Raw genomic sequence first — 19,543 nt, forward strand, 5'->3', positions numbered from 1 at the left:
GCTTAAATTATCACTCCTAGAACACTATCCGTTAGCGAAAGGTTCGATTGAGACCAATTCCTTTAATTCATCAATACTCTACCGTTTATCAAACAAAAAAAGCCCGCTCGATGAGCGGGCAATGAGGTTGTCATATAGGCTCATCTATGGAGCCTACTGATTATTATGCTTCGTTTTTAGCAACTCTTGCGTGTAGCTCTTGAACTGAAGTAACTGACGTCTTCGCATCTGCAGTGTGCGCCATACAGGTCGCGAATGCCGCATTTAGCGTAGTGGTATAGTTCACTTTTTCAGCCAATGCACCACGACGTAAGATTTTCGAATCTTCGATTGCCTGACGACCAGCTGCGGTATTGACAATATAGGTGTACTCATTGTTCTTGATACGGTCAAGAATATGAGGACGACCTTCGTGTACCTTGTTGACCAAGCGTGGATTAATACCCGCTTCGCCAAGGATAACCGCAGTGCCGTGTGTTGCGTCTAGCTGGTAACCAAGCTTAGATAGCTTAGATGCTAGGTCAACCACACGCTCTTTGTCACCTTCACGAACTGAAAGCAGTGCACGACCACCTTCTGGGTAGATGTTGCCACAACCCAATTCCGCTTTAGAGTATGCTTCAGCGAACGTCGCACCAACACCCATCACTTCACCAGTAGAGCGCATTTCTGGGCCTAACAGTGGGTCTACGCCAGGGAATTTGTTGAATGGAAGTACAACTTCTTTCACTGAGTAGTATGGTGGGATGATCTCTTTAGTAAAACCTTGAGACTCTAGCGATTGTCCAGCCATGACACGCGCCGCAATCTTAGCAATGGGTGCGCCAGTTGCTTTCGATACGAATGGAACCGTACGTGCAGCGCGAGGGTTAACCTCGATGAGGTACACTTCGTTGTCCTTAACTGCAAACTGGGTATTCATCAAGCCACGAACACCCAACTCAAACGCTAGCTTTTCAACTTGCTCGCGCATGACGTCTTGGATTTCTTGGCTTAGTGTGTAGGCAGGAAGAGAACATGCTGAGTCACCAGAGTGAACACCCGCTTGCTCGATATGCTCCATGATACCGCCGATCACCACGCGCTCGCCGTCACAAATCGCATCTACGTCGACTTCAACAGCGTCATCTAGGAAACTATCAAGTAGTACTGGTGATTCGTTAGATACGCTTACCGCTTCGTTAAAGTAACGACGCAGGTCTTGCTCGTCGTAGACAATTTCCATCGCACGACCACCAAGGACGTAAGAAGGGCGAACAACTAGAGGGAAGCCGATTTCGCGAGATTTCTCAACCGCTTGCTCCATTGTTGTTACAGTCGCGTTTTGTGGCTGTAGAAGACCAAGACGGTCAACAGCAACTTGGAAACGTTCACGGTCTTCTGCGCGGTCAATGGCGTCTGGGCTAGTACCAATAATTGGTACACCAGCAGCTTCAAGAGCACGAGCCAGTTTCAGTGGTGTTTGACCACCGTACTGAACGATAACGCCTTTTGGCTTCTCAACACGAGCGATTGCTAGTACGTCTTCCAGAGTTACTGGTTCAAAGTACAGACGGTCAGAAGTGTCGTAATCGGTTGAAACTGTCTCAGGGTTACAGTTAACCATGATAGTCTCAAAGCCATCTTCACGAAGCGCGAGTGATGCGTGGACACAACAGTAGTCAAACTCAATGCCTTGGCCGATACGGTTTGGACCGCCGCCCAAGATCATGATCTTGTCTTTGTCTGTTGGATTCGCTTCACACTCTTCATCGTAAGATGAGTACATATAAGCAGTATCTGAAGAGAACTCAGCCGCACACGTATCAACACGCTTGTAGACCGGGTGAATATCGTATTGGTCACGTAGACGACGGATTTCACTTTCCGCGACACCTAGAATCTTAGATAGGCGCGCATCAGCAAAACCTTTGCGTTTAAGCTGATTCAGTGAGTCTTTGTTAAGACCTGCAAAACCGTTCGCTTTGACTTGTTGCTCTAGTTTAACGATGTCTTCAATTTGAACCAGGAACCAACGATCGATTTGGGTTAGATTGAAGACACCATCGACCGACATACCGGCACGGAATGCATCAGCAATGTACCAAATACGATCAGCGCCCGCTTCTTTCAGTTCATGACGAATCGTTGTTAGAGCATCTGGCGCATCTAAGTCTACCATTTCGTCAAAACCGGTCGCGCCAACTTCTAGGCCACGCAGTGCTTTTTGTAGCGACTCTTGTTGGTTACGGCCAATCGCCATCACTTCGCCAACCGACTTCATTTGTGTCGTAAGACGATCGTTAGCTCCAGCAAATTTCTCGAAGTTAAAACGAGGAATCTTAGTCACTACGTAGTCGATTGTTGGTTCGAATGATGCTGGCGTTGCGCCGCCAGTGATGTCATTCATTAGCTCATCTAGCGTGAAGCCAACAGCCAGTTTCGCGGCAATCTTAGCGATTGGGAAACCCGTTGCTTTAGAAGCAAGTGCCGAAGAACGAGATACACGTGGGTTCATCTCGATGATAACCATACGGCCATCTTTCGGATTGATACCAAACTGGACGTTTGAACCACCCGTTTCAACACCAATCTCACGCAGTACTGCCAATGATGCATTACGCATTAGTTGGTATTCTTTGTCTGTCAGCGTTTGTGCTGGAGCCACCGTAATTGAGTCACCGGTGTGAATACCCATTGGGTCAAAGTTTTCAATCGCACATACGATGATGCAGTTATCGTTTTTGTCACGAACCACTTCCATCTCGTACTCTTTCCAACCGATAAGTGATTCATCGATAAGAAGTTCGTTGGTTGGTGATAAATCCAAACCACGACGACAGATTTCTTCAAATTCTTCTTTGTTGTACGCGATACCGCCACCCGTACCACCCATGGTGAACGATGGGCGAATGATACAAGGGAAGCCAACCATGTCTAAAACTTTGTACGCTTCTTCCATGGTTTTCGCAGTATCAGCGGTTGGACATTCAAGACCAATCGATTTCATTGCTTTATCGAAGCGTGAACGGTCTTCTGCTTTATCGATCGCGTCAGCCGTTGCACCAATCATCTCAACACCGAACTCGGCAAGAACTCCATGCTTCTCTAAATCAAGAGCACAGTTCAACGCAGTTTGACCACCCATGGTCGGTAGAACCGCATCAGGACGCTCTTTTTCGATAATTTTACGCACCACTTCCCACTGGATTGGCTCGATGTAAGTCGCATCGGCCATGTCAGGGTCAGTCATAATAGTGGCTGGGTTAGAGTTCACCAGAATAACTCGGTAGCCTTCCTCACGAAGCGCTTTACATGCTTGGGCGCCAGAGTAGTCAAACTCACATGCCTGACCGATAACAATCGGACCAGCACCAAGAATTAGAATACTTTGAATGTCAGTACGTTTTGGCATTATCTACTACTCCGAATTAAGCGCTGTGTTGTTTAATTAGTTCGATAAAGTGGTCAAATAGCGGGGCTGCGTCGTGTGGACCTGGGCTCGCTTCAGGGTGACCTTGGAAACTAAATGCTGGTTTGTCAGTACGGTGAATACCTTGTAAAGAGCCATCAAATAGTGAAACGTGTGTGGCGCGAAGGTTTTCAGGTAACGTCGCTTCATCCGCAGCAAAACCATGGTTTTGCGAAGTAATCATGACAACATTACGATCTAAATCTTTGACCGGATGGTTCGCACCATGGTGACCAAACTTCATTTTCACCGTTTGTGCACCTGACGCTAACGCGAGAATTTGGTGACCAAGGCAGATACCAAAAATTGGCAGCTCTTTCTCAAGGAAAGTTTTAGTCGCCTCAATCGCGTAAGTACATGGTTCTGGGTCACCAGGGCCATTTGATAAGAATATGCCATCTGGGTTAAGAGCCAGCACATCTTCAGCCGAAGTTTCAGCAGGAACAACCGTTAAACGGCAACCGCGATCAACGAGCATGCGTAGAATGTTGCGCTTTGCGCCAAAGTCATAAGCAACGACGTGATAAGGCAGCTCGCTATCATCTTGCGCTTGTGGCAGACCACCCTTCAGGGTCCACGAACCTTGCTTCCATGGATACGCTTCTTTGGTCGTGACTTCTTTCGCCAGATCCATGCCTTTCAATCCAGGGAACTCTTTCGCTTTTGCTAATGCTAAGGCTTCATCAAGATTATTGCCCGCCAAGATACAACCATTTTGCGCACCCTTTTCACGCAGAATACGAGTTAGCTTACGCGTATCGATGTCTGCAATGCCGACAATATTTTGCGACTTTAGGTAATCAGAAAGAGATTGTTCATTTCGGAAGTTAGAAGCGATAAGTGGGAGATCGCGGATCACAAGGCCTTGTGCATGGATGGAAGAGGATTCTTCGTCTTCGGTATTAGTACCGGTATTGCCAATGTGGGGATAAGTAAGGGTGACGATCTGTTGGGAATAGGAAGGATCAGTGAGGATTTCTTGGTACCCCGTCATCGAGGTATTAAAAACTACTTCACCAACGGATGACCCATCTGCTCCAATGGAAACACCGTGGAACACTGTCCCATCTTCTAGGACTAACAGTGCTGATTTACTCAAGACAACCTCCAGAATAAAAATGCAAAAATAATAAATTTAACTGCAAATTTGCCTTCCTTAACGCAATAAACACGCGAAAATAGGTATTTGAGACAAATTGGCGGTATTCTAATGATGCCTTTGACTTGTGTCAACAGAGAGTCGAAAATAAATTTATTATTTAACACACTTAAGAGCAAAAAGGCATCAAAAGCGTTAAAAACACAAGTTTAACTCGACCTACTGGCCATCAAGATGATTTTTAGTAAAAACCGACCCTCTACAGCAAACTCTAGATCACACTTTTTGTCAACTCATTTGCGCAATCGTTGCACACCAAGATAAAAGTTACTTTTTTGCAGCACTAAATGGAAAACCACGCCTTAACACCCAAAACAAACAACAAAAACCCAGCATACAAAGGCACTCATTAATAGTACGACACCCTCTATAATAGGCAGAATACAAAAAACGCCGGGCAAGCCCAGCGCATAAATATCTAATTCGACATTTCATTTAGTCGTGAAGAAATCTCACTAAACTCAACCGCTATAGAGCGTTTAGGCCCAAAACGTCAGTCATGGTATAAAAACCAGCCGGTTTACCGTTAAGCCACACGGCTGCTTTGACCGCACCATTGGCAAATGTCATTCGATCTGTCGCTTTGTGGGTAATTTCAACCCGTTCGCCGATATCTGCAAACATGGCAGTGTGCTCACCAATAATGTCACCAGCACGAATGGTGGCAAAACCTATCTCATCTTTGCTACGTTCACCCGTAATGCCTTCACGCGAATAAACCGCCACATCATTCAGTTTATTGCCCATTGCGCCAGCAATCGCCTCACCCATTCCAATCGCTGTGCCTGATGGCGCATCAACTTTAAACCTGTGGTGCGCTTCGACTATCTCGACATCACAATAGTCTCCCATCACTTGCGCCGCTTTTTCGAGTAACTTAAACACCAAGTTAACGCCAACCGAATAGTTTGGCGCCATCACAACAGGGATTTGTTTCGCCACAGCATCGATGTGCTGACGTTCTTGATCAGAAAACCCAGTGGTGCCGATTACAATGGCTTTACCGTGCTGACGACACAGCTCTAGATTCGCAAGGGTACTCACAGGTGCCGTGAAATCAATAATCACATCAAACTGTTCAATCTCTTTGGTAAGATCATCGGTGACAACGACATCAAACTTTCCTTCACCGCATAGTTCACCTAAGTCGACGCCCACTAAAGAAGATTCTGGACGCTCAGAGCCAGCGGCCACGGTAGCATTTTCGTTATTGTATGATGCTTTTACTAAGTTGCGACCCATACGACCTGCCGCACCTGCAATTGCAATTCTTACCATTGCATTGTTCTCCGTTGTTTTGATCCCTGCTATTTCGCAGCCATTCCAATTTGTATCACTAAACTATCAACATTCACGTGACGTGACCAGACGTTAAGCAAACTCTTTTATCACTCGCTCGAGGATCGGTACGTTGGCTTCTGGGAATGCATAGTCCTTCAGCGCTTTAACCTCAACCCATAGACCTTGTTGTCCCTCTTTGCCATAAGGCTGGTGGTCAAATTGTGACACCAAGATAAAATCGAATTTTAGCGACTTATCTGAGTAATCAAATTCAAGGTGCTCAAAATGACTTTGCTCAGTCACCACAATTCCGATCTCTTCTTCTAACTCGCGTCGCATCGCTTGTTCAATCGTTTCTCCCGCTTCAACTTTACCACCAGGAAACTCCCAAAAGCCCCCTTTGTGCTTATCATCAGGTCGTTTAGTAATAAAGATCTCGGATTTGTCTTGATTAAAAATAATACCCGCGACGATATGAACTCTTTTCATCGATTTTTCCTTAAAAAAAGAGCCGCCTAAGCGACTCTTGATATTTAATGACACAGATCTAATTAGTTAATTTGACCGTGACACTGCTTGTATTTTTTGCCGCTACCACACGGGCAAGGCTCATTACGACCAACTTTACGATCTTCACGAACCATAGGTTGGTGAGCGCCTTGAGACTCTTCGTCATCAGCCAATTGGTTTTCAGCCGAAGCGTGCTGCGCTTGTGCGCGGCGCGCCGCTTCTTCAGCTTGAGCTCGACGTTGAGCTTCCATGCGCTCAACTTCTTCTTGCTGCTGGACACGAACTTTCGACAAGATAGTAATCACATCCGTTTTCAGTGCTTCTAACAAGCCTTCAAACAGTTCAAACGACTCTCGCTTGTACTCTTGTTTCGGGTTCTTCTGAGCATAACCACGTAGGTGAATACCTTGACGAAGATGATCCATGGCGGCCAAGTGCTCTTTCCACAATGAGTCGAGCGTTTGCAGCATCACCGATTTTTCGAAGTTACGCAGTACTTGAGCACCCACTACTTCTTCTTTCTGTTTGTAGACTTCAACAGACGTCGCTAGGATTTTCTCACGCAGTGCTTCTTCGTACAGCTTGTCATCTTCTTCAAGCCATTGCTTGATCGGTGCATCGATATCGAAATCGTTCTTCAAACGCTCTTGTAGCCCTTCGACATCCCACATATCTTCTAAAGATTGCGGCGCAATGTACTCATCAATCACAGCAGTAAGCACGTCTTGACGGTTGTGTTCGATCATCTCACTGATATCATCAGCACTCATCAACTCGTCACGCAATTCATAAACCACTTTACGCTGATCGTTGGCAACGTCATCGTACTCTAGAAGCTGTTTACGAATATCAAAGTTACGGCCTTCAACTTTACGTTGCGCTTTCTCAATCGAACGAGAGAGCATTTTCGATTCAATCGCCTCACCCTCGTCCATACCACTTTGGATCAAGCTCGCCATACGATCCGAAGTAAAGATACGCAGCAGTGAGTCTTCCATCGATAGGTAAAAACGAGAAGAACCCGCATCACCTTGTCGGCCAGAACGACCACGTAACTGGTTATCGATACGACGAGATTCGTGACGCTCAGTACCGATAATATGCAGACCACCGGCCTCGAGCACTTGGTCATGAACAACTTTCCATTGCGCTTTAATTTCGTCGATCTGCTCTTGAGTCGGATTGTCGAGCATGTCGACTTTCGCTTGCCAGCTACCACCAAGCACAATATCCGTACCACGACCCGCCATGTTGGTTGCGATCGTGACCGCGCCAGGCATGCCCGCTTCAGCAACAATTTCTGCTTCGCGTTCGTGGAACTTCGCGTTTAGGACATTGTGTTTAATCTTAGCTTGCTTAAGTGCATTGGAAAGTAGCTCTGATTTTTCAATCGACACGGTACCAACTAAGGTTGGTTGACCTTTCTCAACACGCTGTTTGATATCTTCAATGATCGCCGCAAACTTTTCTGCTTCGGTGCGGTAAACGACATCCGGCATATCGTCACGGATCATCGGTTTGTTGGTCGGAATAACCACGGTTTCCAGACCATAAATCGACTGGAACTCGAAGGCTTCTGTATCAGCGGTACCTGTCATTCCAGAAAGTTTTTCATACAGACGGAAGTAGTTCTGGAAAGTGATCGAAGCTAAGGTTTGGTTTTCGTTTTGGATCTTAACGCCTTCTTTTGCTTCCACCGCTTGATGCAAGCCTTCAGACCAGCGACGACCCGGCATGGTACGACCGGTATGTTCGTCAACGATAACCACTTCGCCCTCTTCGTTGATGATGTAATCAACGTTCTTCTCAAACAACACGTGTGCACGCAGCGCGGCATTAACGTGGTGAAGTAGGCTAATGTTGGTTGGTGAATAAAGGGTATCTCCCTCTTCCATCAAGCCATTTTTGACCATCAAATCTTCAACAAACTCTTGACCCGTTTCGGTCAAGTGAACTTGCTTAGATTTCTCATCAACGGTGTAGTGACCGTCGCCACGGTACTCTTCTGAATCTTCTTTATCTTGCTGCTGCAGGAGAGGAATCAAAGTGTTAATGCGGGCGTAAAGCTCAGAGCTGTCTTCTGCAGGTCCTGAAATAATCAGTGGTGTACGCGCTTCATCGATTAAGATTGAGTCAACCTCATCCACTACGGCAAAGAAACGCTCACGCTGGACGCGATCTTCCGTGCGGAAAGCCATGTTGTCACGTAGGTAGTCAAAACCAAATTCGTTGTTGGTACCGTAAAGAATGTCCGCCTGATAAGCTTGTTTCTTTTCTTGCGGCGGCATATTTGGCACATTAATGCCGACCGTCATACCTAAGAATTCAAATAGTACTCGGTTAGTTTCCGCATCACGCTTCGCTAGGTAGTCGTTGACAGTCACGACGTGAACTGCGCCTTTAAGCGCGTTTAAGTAAGCAGGTAACGTTGCCGTTAGGGTCTTACCTTCACCAGTACGCATCTCTGCGATTTGGCCAGCATTCAGAACCATACCACCAATAAGCTGCACATCGAAATGACGCATACCATACACACGCTTCGACGCTTCACGTACCGTTGCAAATGCTTCAGGTAAAAGCTTATCTAAGGTGTCGCCTTGCTCTAAGCGTTGGCGGAATTCAATGGTCTTAGCTTTTAGCTCTTCATCTGAAAGGGCTTCAAACGTAGGCTCGTAATTATTAATCTCTTTGACAATTTTTTTCAAGCGGCGCAGTGTTCGGTCATTGCGACTGCCAATTACCTTTGTCAGTAGCTTAGTTATCATTTGCTATGAATCTCTCTTTAATTCAGATCGGGCCCGATCTACTTTTAATGCCTTCAGTCTCTAACAGTTTTGAACTAAGAATACTGAGATAAATCACTTTACTCAGATATTGAGATGAGAACGTTAAATTTCAAGGCTTATATCATTATAGTGGTGGGTAGTTTATGAAATTTTCATCCTAACAACCAATAACATGATGATTTGTTTGAAGCATTCTTTATTTTTTGACGTTATATAATAAAGTTTATTCATCCTTTGCTCTATCTTCGCTGCACACCATTGACTAAAATGGGGTGGTTGAATTTAATTGAGGTGCGTAATGAGAGATCACCGTCCTACACTCGGCGATGAAATTATCGCCGATTCAAGATTTGCGCAGTTACAACAACATGCTCAAGAGATCTTAACGATCAATAAAGCACTGCGGGCTATCCTACCAAGAGGCACGGAAGATCATTGCCGCGCGGCAAATATTCGTGACAATCAATTGATCCTAGAAGTCGCTAGCGCTGGGATCAAAATGAAAATCGATTACGAACGGTTGAGTATTCTCAGCCAGTTAAGGTCGCAAGGTTTCGCGCGTCTGATTGCCGTCTCTGTGCAGATTAATCCTGAGCTGTATCGTACGAAAAAACGCAATAAGCCAGAGTCTAAGCCACGCGATCCGATCTCATCAACCGCGGCCCAATACCTAGAAATGGTAGCAAGCGGCGCCTCACCAAAGGTCAAAGCACGGTTAGAAAGCCTCGCTAAACTTGCCAAACGCGACTAATACAAATAAAAAAGCCAGACAAACGTCTGGCTTTTTTATTTAAAACGGAAACTTAGGCAAGAACCAAATTCGGCTCTGCAAATGCGACTGGTGATGTCTCTTCTTGTTCAAAGGTCACCCATTCCCATGCTTCTTGATCTGCCAATACTGAACGCAGTAGCTGGTTGTTTAGACCGTGGCCAGATTTAAAGGCACGGAATTCACCGATAATGGGATAACCACACATGTAAAGGTCGCCGATCGCGTCCAATACTTTGTGGGTAACAAATTCGTTTTCGAAACGCAGACCTTCTTCGTTAAGGATACGATACTCATCCAAAACGATGGCACAATCGAAACTTCCCCCTAGACACAAATTTTGTGACTGTAGGTACTCGATATCGCGCATAAAACCAAACGTACGTGCACGAGAGATTTCTTTAACAAAGCCTTGTGATGAGAAGTCGAAAAGAAGATGCTGTTCATCAGACTCTATTGCAGGATGGCTGAATTCAATTTCGAAATCCATACGGAAGCCATTGAATGGCAAAAACTCTGCCCACTTATCGCCATCTTCAAAACGCACTGGTTTCTTAATCCGGATGAAACGCTTTGGTGCATTTTGTTCTTCGATACCCGCTTGTTGCAGCAAAAATACGAATGGGCTGGCACTGCCGTCCATAATCGGAATTTCAGGAGCATCGACTTCAACAACAATGTTATCGATTCCCATGCCCGCTAAAGCTGCGCTCAAGTGCTCAACCGTAGAAATACGTACGCCTTCGTCATTAACCAGTGCAGTACACAGCATGGTGTCGCGTACAGACGCCGGATCCGCAGGAAAATCGACTGGCGGATTAAGGTCAGTTCGGCGATATACAATGCCTGTGTTAGCGGCAGCTGGGCGAAGAGTTAGCGTCACTTTACGACCAGAGTGGAGTCCCACACCAGTTGTTTTCACTATTTCTTTCAGAGTACGTTGTCTGATCATCTACTTTGCCTCAGTATAATTGCCACATATCACGGTCAATAGCGATATTGACCGTGCATGCTACCACAAAATTGAACAGTGTCAAATTGTAGCTATTTTAATCAGCTTGACGACGTAAGAACGCTGGAATATCAAGATATCCGCTCTCTTTATCTGCTTTAGGTGCCGCACTTTGGCCTGCACCTGAGCCTGATGGTGTTGTCGTTGGCTGAGGATTCATCTGAGGTTTATCTTGCAAAGTTGGTGCCGTTTTTTCTTCCACTTTATTGACGTTCTGCTGAGCAGGCGTCGTTTGTGGTTGATTTTGTGGCTGGGCAACAGGTGCAACTTTCGCTTTACCGCCCGCAACTAGCGTAATATCAGGTTTCTTCTCGTTACCAATGCCGGTCGCAACCACAGTTACGCGGATTTCATCAGCCATATCTGGATCTAATGAAGTACCAATAACAACGGTTGCATTGTCTGATGCGAAGGCTTTGACTGTGTTACCGACAGTTTCAAACTCATCAAGTCGCATATCTAGACCCGCAGTGATGTTGACTAGCACACCACGCGCTCCGGCAAGATCGATGTCTTCAAGTAGCGGGCTAGAAATTGCCATTTCTGCCGCTTCTTCAGCACGATCTTCACCTTTAGCAACACCGCTACCCATCATGGCATGACCCATTTCCGACATCACTGTGCGTACGTCAGCAAAGTCGACGTTAATCATACCCGGACGAGTAATCAGTTCTGCAATACCTTGTACTGCATTCTTTAATACATCGTTCGCGCTCGCAAAGGCTTCAAGTAGTGTAATACCACGACCAAGTACCTTGAGTAGCTTTTCGTTTGGAATCGTAATTAACGAGTCAACATGTTTAGAAAGCTCTTCAATTCCCTGCTCAGCAAAAGCTAAACGCTTTTTACCTTCAAAGCTAAATGGTTTAGTCACAACAGCAACAGTCAAGATATTCAACTCTCTTGCTACTTCTGCAATCACCGGGGCTGCACCTGTACCTGTACCACCACCCATACCTGCTGCGATAAATACCATATCGGCACCAGCCAGCTCTTCTTTAATGCGATCGCGATCTTCGAGAGCTGCGTCACGGCCAACTTGAGGGTTTGCACCTGCACCAAGTCCTTTGGTCATATCACCACCAATCTGAATAACGCTATTCACACTGGTTTTACGAAGCGCCTGAGCATCAGTATTTATACTAATAAACTCAACACCTTCGATGGATTCACGTACCATGTGTTCAACGGCATTACCGCCACCGCCACCAACCCCAACGACTTTAATTACCGCATCGTCAGACATTTCCATCATCGGTTCAAACATGTGTTATCTCCGTTTTTCCTGCTGCTCAGGTTAAAACTCTTTTTGTATCCAATTACGCAAGCGATCAAACAAACTTGTCACTGAACTGCGAGCAGGCTCGCTGTATTCAGTTTCATCATTTATCCGCGCATCTCTCGCGTAATGAAGTAAACCAACTGCCGTAGAATGATACGGCTCTTTAACGTAATCGGTTAGGCCGCTCACCGCTAGTGGTTTGCCGACTCTAACTTGGTTGCGGAAGACACGCTCCGCACACTCTACCAATCCTTCAATTTGTGCCGCTCCACCAGTGAGCACCACACCTGCTGCTAGATGGTGTTTAATCCCCTCTTCACGCAGTTTTTCTTGTACGGTATCGATAGTTTGATTAACTAATCCCATAAGCTCAGTATAACGAGGCTCAATCACTTCCGACAACGTTTGTCGTTGCAAACTGCGCGAAGGACGCCCACCGACACTTGGAACGTTAACCGTATCATCTTTGCTGACTAACTCGCTTAATGCGCAGCCATACTTAACTTTAATCTCTTCGGCGTCACTCACTGGTGTGCCGAAAGCAAAAGCGATGTCACTGGTTACTGCGTTCCCCGCATAGGAGAACACTTCGGTGTGACGCAATGCACCACCAGTCCAAATCGAGACATCCATCGTACCAGCACCAATGTCGACGACACAAACGCCTAGCTCACGTTCATCTTCGGTAATGACGGCGTTACTTGCCGCTAAACCGGAGTAAACCAGATGCTCAACTTTGAGATCACAACGTTCTACCGCTTTAATAATATTTCTTGCCATATCATTGTGACAAGAGATCAAGTGCACGCTAACTTCCATGCGCACTCCTGATAAACCTAGCGGATTTTTAATCCCTTCTTGATAATCGATAGTAAATTCTTGGGGAATTACATGAAGAATGCGCTGTTCGTCACCAATCTTGATAGATTTAGCAGTATGAATAGCCCGATCCATATCCTCTTGAGAAACCTCTTCGTCAGAAATGGTTCCCATCCCTTTTTCGATACGGCTTGCGATATGTCGCCCTGAAAGCGAAATAAATACATTGGTAATATCACACTCAGCCATTAGCTCAGCTTGATCCACCGCTCGCTGTACCGACTTTACTACTGACTCTAGGTCGTTAACACCGCCTTTATCCATCCCTCGGGAAGGACTACTGCCTGCGCCAATTATATTAATTTGACCATCAGGCAATACTTCACCCACGAGAGCCGATACGGTTGCAGTGCCTATATCAAGACCAACAATAATGCTGTCATCAGCGGTCTTAGTCATCTGTACTCTCTTGTTCCAACGCTTGATCTGGGAACCAACCAATGGCGGCTCCCGTGTCATACCTGAGGTCGATGTAGCTCACTCGCTGAGTGTCGCTACCCAAATTCTTATATAAGAACACGAATCTCTCGATGCGTTCCTGTAATGATTCTTTACCAAGCTCGAGACGAATACCATTATCGAGAATGATTTGCCATGCACGGCGATCATTTAAAACCAAAGAAGTAATGGTTAAGTTTAATGCGGTAAATTTAGGGCTAATATCGCGCCAAATAGACAACACTTCTTGATTGGTTTCAGCCGGACCATACAGTTTGACCCGTTCTTGGTCTAGCTTACCAATATCACCATCAAAAATATGACCTTGGTCGTTAAGTAGTGCGTTGCCGTTCCAGATTGCTTGCGCATGGTGCTCAGTCAAAAAGACTTTCACGGTATCTGGCCACTGTTTACGAATTGACGCATGCGATACCCAAGGAATGGACTCTGCCACTTGTTGAAGTACATTAACATCTTGCGACATAAATGTGCCCACATGTCCTAACTGCGCAAATGCGCGTTGAACATCCAGTGCCGAGACATAATGTAATTCACCTTGAAGCACAATATTAGACAAGGGAAGCCGCTGGTCATCCCACATCCAAGAAATCGTGGAGTAGAGAAGAGAGCCTATCAACAACAAAACCACCAACAAAAAGCTGCCACCTACGGCATGCTCTTTTACCAGTGGTGCTGGGGTTAAACGACGGCCTTCATTAAAAGCATATTTAATCAAAGTCCATAGTCCTTGCCATTAGCTCGCTTATTTTCCCTATCTCATTTCGTATAAATAGAGGCAAAAGCACTTACTTTAACCTTCGGATTATACTGGCGTGATTAAAAGTATCAAACACTGAAAGTGAGAAATCGTTACTTAAAATGCAATAAGTGACACAAATAGTTAAAAATCGATGTATCAGTTAAGCTTTAACCATCTTATCGATATTTAACTCAAAAGCAGCTAACTGTTTTGCCACCTTACCAACATCGCCAGCACCTTGAGTTAATACCAAGTCACCATCTTGTAAAACATTGGCGAGAACCGACGGTAACCCATTGCTATCTGGGACAAAAATAGGGTCAAGCTTACCACGACTACGAATGGTGCGGCACAGAGCTCGGCCATCGGCTCCTGCAATCGGCTTTTCACCTGCAGAATAAACATCCAGCATGATGAGTACATCGACCTGTTCCAGGACATTAGCAAAATCATCATAGAGATCGCGTGTTCGACTGTAGCGATGCGGTTGAAAGATCATGACTAAACGTTTCTCTTGCCAACCATTACGCGCCGCCTGAATGGTCACATCAACTTCCGTCGGGTGGTGTCCGTAATCATCCACTAGCATGGCATGACCATTTCCGGTATCAAATTCACCAAGATGGTCAAAACGACGCCCAGTGCCCTGAGTGCCCGCCATCGCGCGCAAGATAGCTTCGTCATCAATATCATCTTCGGTGGCAACGGCTATCGCCGCAGAGGCATTGAGCGCATTATGGCGACCTGGGATATTCAAAGTAATCTCAAGATCGGCTTTACCCTGACGAATCACAGTGAACTGACCTTGTTGGCCTTGTTGACGATAATTATCGATACGAACATCAGCATCTTCAGAAAAGCCATAAGTAATGACTTGGCGACTGATTTTTGGGATCAGCTCACGAATAACAGGGTCATCGACACACACAATCGCTTGGCCATAAAATGGCAGGTTGTGGAGAAAGTCGATAAAGGTTTGTTTGAGTGTTTCGAAATCACCACCATAAGTGTCCATATGATCGGCTTCGATATTCGTGACTATACTCACCATAGGTTGTAAGTGGAGGAATGACGCATCGCTCTCATCCGCTTCTGCAATCAAGATACGACTCGATCCGAGACGGGCATTCGTCCCCGCGCTTTTGACTAAGCCACCATTGACGAAAGTAGGATCCAGTCCAGCTTCAGAATAAATCTGGGTCACTAGAGCAGTAGTGGTGGTTTTTCCATGAGTCCCCGCGACGGCGATGCCGTGACGAAAACGCATCAACTCTGCCAGCATCTCAGCGCGGCGAACCACGGGAACACGCGCAGATCGAGCCGCTATGATCTCAGGATTTTCTTCGTTAATCGCGGTAGAAACCACAACAACGCTGGCCTTAGCAACATTTTGCTCGGTATGACCGATGTAGACGGTTGCGCCTTTTTCACTCAGACGTTGAGTGACCGGGTTCTCCGCAATATCCGAACCAGAAATTTGGTAGCCTTCGTTGAGTAACACTTCGGCAATGCCACTCATACCCGCGCCACCAATACCAATGAAGTGGATGCATTTTACCCGACGCATTTCAGGCACTATTGCGCGAATTTGCGCTAAATCTTGTTTGTGTTGAACTGTCATAATTCTTCTCGTTACTTCGTCAGCGAGATAATGGCCTGTGCCACTACTTTATCTGCGTCTAACTGTGCTGCCTGACGTGCTTTTTGTGCCATCTTGATAAGGGCATCACGATCAAGCGCTTGAATCTCATTCGCCAGCTTATCAGCGGTCAATTGTGGCTGCTCGATCATCTTAGCCGCGCCACAGGCGACAAGGTGATCCGCATTGAGAGCTTGCTGCCTATCTTTATGCATAAACGGAATAAAGATCGCTCCAACACCAGCCGCTGACACTTCAGACACGGTTAGTGCCCCAGAACGACACACCAATAAATCGGCCCAATGATACGCGCCAGCAACATCATCGATAAACTCAACCACTTCAGCGTGCTCAACATGATTGCGCTGATACGCTTGCATCACCTGCTGCTGATTGTTTTTCCCAGCTTGGTGACGAATTTCATAGCCATCACCCAATTTCGCCATCACTTCAGGCAAGGTGTGATTAAGGATTTGCGCCCCCTGACTACCACCCATGACTAAAATACGGATGTTGCCTTGACGGTCTGCCAAACGTTGCGCTGGTGCTTCAATCGCAACCACATCCTCACGCACTGGATTTCCAACCACTTGTGCGGCAGGAAATGCCCCCGGAAAAGCTTGAAAAACCTGTTTGGCAATTTTTGATAACCATTGATTGGTTAACCCCGCGACCGCATTTTGTTCATGCAGCACGACTGGGATGCCCAACAACCAAGCAGCAATGCCGCCAGGGCCACTGACATAACCACCCATACCCAATACGGCATCAGGCTGCCAACGTTTCATATGTGCTTTGGCTTGGATAATGGCATTAATAATCTGAAATGGTGCTTTAATCAAACGACCAATACCTTGACCTCGTAGACCTTTTACTTGGATAAAATCGATCTCAATGCCGTGTTTGGGAACTAGGTCTGCTTCCATTCGATCAGCGGTGCCAAGCCAGCGAATTTCCCAACCTTGCGACTGAAGCTGTTTCGCAACCGCAAGTCCTGGGAACACGTGACCGCCAGTACCACCAGCCATCACCATTAATTTTTTATTCTGTTTCATCTGTCTGTTGTTCTTTATTGTCTGTCGCGTTCACTAAGCGACATTCATGGTCAATACGCAACAATATCGATACTGCAATCGACATTACTATCAAGCTGGAGCCACCATAACTGATCAAAGGTAACGTCAGGCCTTTGGTTGGGACCATCCCCGCCGCCGCACCGACATTGACTAAGGATTGAAAGGCAAACCATATACCAATACCAAAGGCCAAGTAACCACCAAAAAGCTGGCCGCCTTCAAACGATCTACGACCAATAAAAATGGCTTTAGTCACTAGGCTAAATATCAACATCAATACCAAGACCACACCAACATAACCGAGCTCTTCCGCTAATACTGCGAAGACAAAGTCAGTGTGTGCTTCTGGGAGGTATTCAAGCTTCTGAATCGAGTTGCCGAGCCCTTGGCCAAACCATTCACCACGGCCAAAAGCCATCAGTGACTGAGTCAACTGATAACCACTGCCAAATGGGTCATCCCAAGGATCCATAAACGATGTCACACGGCGCATGCGGTACGGCTCGATGTAAATTAAGGTTGCGACCGCGACAAGCCCAACCACCATCAAGGCCAAAAATTGGGTTAACTTGGCGCCAGCAATAAACAACATACCAAACAAGGTTACCAACATCACGATCACGGTACCCAGATCTGGTTGAAGCAGAAGTAAGCTGGCTAATGTGGCAAAAACAATGATCGGTTTGATAAAGCCGCCAAAAAAGCTCGAACGCACCTCTTCGCTTTTACGCACCAGATAACCTGACATAAAGATAAACAGCGACAGCTTGGCAACCTCTGCTGGCTGCAAGTTAAATAGGCCTAAAGGGATCCAACGCGAGGCGCCATTGACCGATTTACCAGCCACTAACACCACGATCAGCAAAAAAATCGACAGCAGCAGCAACCAAGTACTGAACTCTAACCAACGCTTCATTGGTATTTGCAGGATCACCGCTGAGGCTGACAACGCCAATACCAAGAAGACCGCGTGGCGAAACATGAAGTGAAATGGCTGTTCGGTCAGACGAGAGCTGATCGGAAACGAGGCCGAGGTAACCATGACGAGGCCCGTTAACATCAAGCCAAGAGAAATCCACACCAACTGACGGTCGTATAACACTTCAGGTGATGCGGTGGTCATCCAGCGTTTGATACTGCCAAAAACGTTTCGAATCTGCATAGTTCCCTAGGTCTTTTATGCGTATGCGTTGGCGAGTTGGGTAAAGAGATCGCCACGAGCCATAAAATTATCAAATTGATCGAAACTCGCGCAGGCGGGTGACAACAACACCATATCACCGGATGTCACTTGAGACGCTAACCATTGAATGATTTCTTCCATGGTAGTAAAACGCTTAGCACTTGCGTGGAGCGACATAAACTGGTTACCATCTTGACCAAAGCAGCATAGCTGAAGGTTCAGCGTTGCCAATACTGGCTCAAGTTCAGAGAAGTCAGCGCCTTTACCCACGCCGCCGACTAACAAATAGAGCTTACCCGCAATATTTAATCCGGCTAATGCAGCCAAGGTACTTGCCACATTGGTCGCCTTAGAATCGTTAACCCATTTAACGCCTTGATTATCTGCAACTACTTGGCAGCGATGTGTCAGCCCTTGGTAAGATTTAAGTGCCGTGAGGCCTTTTTCTATCGCCACGCCCGCTTCACTGAGTAAGGCAATGACCACTAAAGCATTGGCAACATTGTGACGACCAACCAGAGACAGCGCTTGAGTCGGACACAGAGGTTGGTCGTGCTTAAACAAGTATTCACACCCTTGGTGCTCGGCGACACAATATTGGGTGCGGTGACTTAAGCTAAATTCAACTCGTTTTTTGTCACCCTGAGGATAGGTCTGCTTATCGTCAGCGTTGACGATACACGCTTGGGCATGATCAAAAATACGTAATTTCGCCTGACGATAATCCTCCATCCCCTCATAGCGGTCCATATGATCTTCGCTGAGGTTAAGAAAAGTCGCGGCAACGGGCGCTAAAGATGAGGTGGTTTCTAACTGAAAACTCGACAATTCCAACACGTATAAATCTGCCGATTGGTTAAGTAGATCTAGCGCAGGAACACCAATATTGCCCCCGACCCCGACCTTAAGACCAGCGGCTTTAGCGACTTGTCCTGTCCAGTCAGTGACGGTACTTTTCCCATTTGAGCCAGTAATCGCGATGACCGGTTTATCAACTTGCCACGCAAACAATTCAATATCACCGACGACAGGAATACCGGCAGCAATAACCTGTTGAATTTCTGGTGTCGCGAGTGCAATACCTGGGTTAGTGACCACCAGATCCGCTGCCAATAACCAGTCCAACCGCCAACTGCCGCTGTGCAGCTCTACCTCTGCAGGCAGCGCTTCACTTCCTGGTGGCTTAGGCCGCGTGTCGATGACCTTAATCTGCTTACTGTTTGGTAGTGAAGCGATATGCTTAACGACAGAGAGCCCGGTAATACCGAGCCCTACAACCACAACCTTCTCAATACCCTGCCAACGATCCGTGGTCATG

The 19,543-nt window shown here is 46.4% G+C and carries 14 protein-coding genes; 1 reads left to right on the top strand and 13 read right to left on the bottom strand.

The genetic code is table 11. The features are described from left to right. Window positions 1-163 precede the first annotated feature (163 nt). The 5 genes from carB to secA all read right to left on the bottom strand — a co-directional run bounded on the left by carB (window position 164) and on the right by secA (window position 9,166). Entirely contained in the window at window positions 164-3,394 is a 3,231-nt protein-coding gene (carB, locus tag ViNHUV68_RS11480; RefSeq protein ID WP_038174109.1) for a carbamoyl-phosphate synthase large subunit, read from the bottom strand. 16 nt (window positions 3,395-3,410) lie between these two features. Further along, the gene (carA, locus tag ViNHUV68_RS11485; protein ID WP_038174110.1) at window positions 3,411-4,550 is read right to left on the bottom strand and encodes a glutamine-hydrolyzing carbamoyl-phosphate synthase small subunit; all 1,140 of its coding nucleotides are present in this window, start codon (window positions 4,548-4,550) and stop codon (window positions 3,411-3,413) included. Window positions 4,551-5,078: 528 nt separating this feature from the next. After that, window positions 5,079-5,888: a 4-hydroxy-tetrahydrodipicolinate reductase gene (dapB, locus tag ViNHUV68_RS11490; RefSeq protein ID WP_391088221.1), complete on the bottom strand. Its 810-nt coding sequence runs from the start codon at window positions 5,886-5,888 to the stop codon at window positions 5,079-5,081. A gap of 93 nt (window positions 5,889-5,981) precedes the next feature. Beyond that, window positions 5,982-6,380 carry an 8-oxo-dGTP diphosphatase MutT gene (gene mutT / locus ViNHUV68_RS11495; protein ID WP_038174112.1) on the bottom strand — a complete coding sequence of 133 codons (399 nt, stop codon included), beginning with the start codon at window positions 6,378-6,380 and terminating at the stop codon, window positions 5,982-5,984. 62 nt (window positions 6,381-6,442) lie between these two features. Next, entirely contained in the window at window positions 6,443-9,166 is a 2,724-nt protein-coding gene (gene secA / locus ViNHUV68_RS11500) for a preprotein translocase subunit SecA (protein WP_391088223.1), read from the bottom strand. Window positions 9,167-9,485: 319 nt separating this feature from the next. Here secA and ViNHUV68_RS11505 point away from each other — a divergent pair, with 319 nt between their 5' ends. After that, entirely contained in the window at window positions 9,486-9,938 is a 453-nt protein-coding gene (locus ViNHUV68_RS11505) for a DUF721 domain-containing protein (protein ID WP_038174114.1), read from the top strand. Window positions 9,939-9,990: 52 nt separating this feature from the next. Here the strand turns inward: ViNHUV68_RS11505 and lpxC are convergent, their stop codons facing one another. From lpxC to murD, 8 genes are all read right to left on the bottom strand, one after another. Then, a complete protein-coding gene (lpxC, locus tag ViNHUV68_RS11510) occupies window positions 9,991-10,908 on the bottom strand; it encodes a UDP-3-O-acyl-N-acetylglucosamine deacetylase (RefSeq protein ID WP_038174115.1) in 918 nt (305 codons plus the stop codon). A 97-nt stretch (window positions 10,909-11,005) separates the two neighbouring features. Next, window positions 11,006-12,235 (bottom strand): cell division protein FtsZ, encoded by a 1,230-nt coding sequence (ftsZ, locus tag ViNHUV68_RS11515; protein ID WP_038174116.1) that lies wholly within the window; start codon window positions 12,233-12,235, stop codon window positions 11,006-11,008. Between the two features lie 30 nt (window positions 12,236-12,265). Beyond that, window positions 12,266-13,528 (bottom strand): cell division protein FtsA, encoded by a 1,263-nt coding sequence (gene ftsA / locus ViNHUV68_RS11520; RefSeq protein WP_038174117.1) that lies wholly within the window; start codon window positions 13,526-13,528, stop codon window positions 12,266-12,268. After that, window positions 13,521-14,303, bottom strand: a complete 783-nt coding sequence (locus ViNHUV68_RS11525; protein WP_391088226.1) for a cell division protein FtsQ/DivIB — start codon at window positions 14,301-14,303, stop codon at window positions 13,521-13,523. The genes ftsA and ViNHUV68_RS11525 overlap by 8 nt, the downstream gene beginning before the upstream one ends. Window positions 14,304-14,487: 184 nt before the next feature. Beyond that, complete coding sequence (gene murC, locus ViNHUV68_RS11530) at window positions 14,488-15,948, bottom strand: UDP-N-acetylmuramate--L-alanine ligase (protein ID WP_391088228.1); 1,461 nt, start codon at window positions 15,946-15,948, stop codon at window positions 14,488-14,490. A gap of 11 nt (window positions 15,949-15,959) precedes the next feature. Continuing rightward, the gene (gene murG / locus ViNHUV68_RS11535) at window positions 15,960-17,021 is read right to left on the bottom strand and encodes an undecaprenyldiphospho-muramoylpentapeptide beta-N-acetylglucosaminyltransferase (protein ID WP_038174120.1); all 1,062 of its coding nucleotides are present in this window, start codon (window positions 17,019-17,021) and stop codon (window positions 15,960-15,962) included. Further along, complete coding sequence (gene ftsW / locus ViNHUV68_RS11540; RefSeq protein WP_391088230.1) at window positions 17,008-18,204, bottom strand: cell division protein FtsW; 1,197 nt, start codon at window positions 18,202-18,204, stop codon at window positions 17,008-17,010. The genes murG and ftsW overlap by 14 nt, the downstream gene beginning before the upstream one ends. Before the next feature lie 15 nt (window positions 18,205-18,219). Beyond that, complete coding sequence (gene murD, locus ViNHUV68_RS11545) at window positions 18,220-19,542, bottom strand: UDP-N-acetylmuramoyl-L-alanine--D-glutamate ligase (protein WP_391088232.1); 1,323 nt, start codon at window positions 19,540-19,542, stop codon at window positions 18,220-18,222. Window position 19,543 lies beyond the last annotated feature (1 nt).

This window comes from Vibrio sp. NH-UV-68 (assembly GCF_042940635.1).
Taxonomy (GTDB): domain Bacteria; phylum Pseudomonadota; class Gammaproteobacteria; order Enterobacterales; family Vibrionaceae; genus Vibrio; species Vibrio pacinii.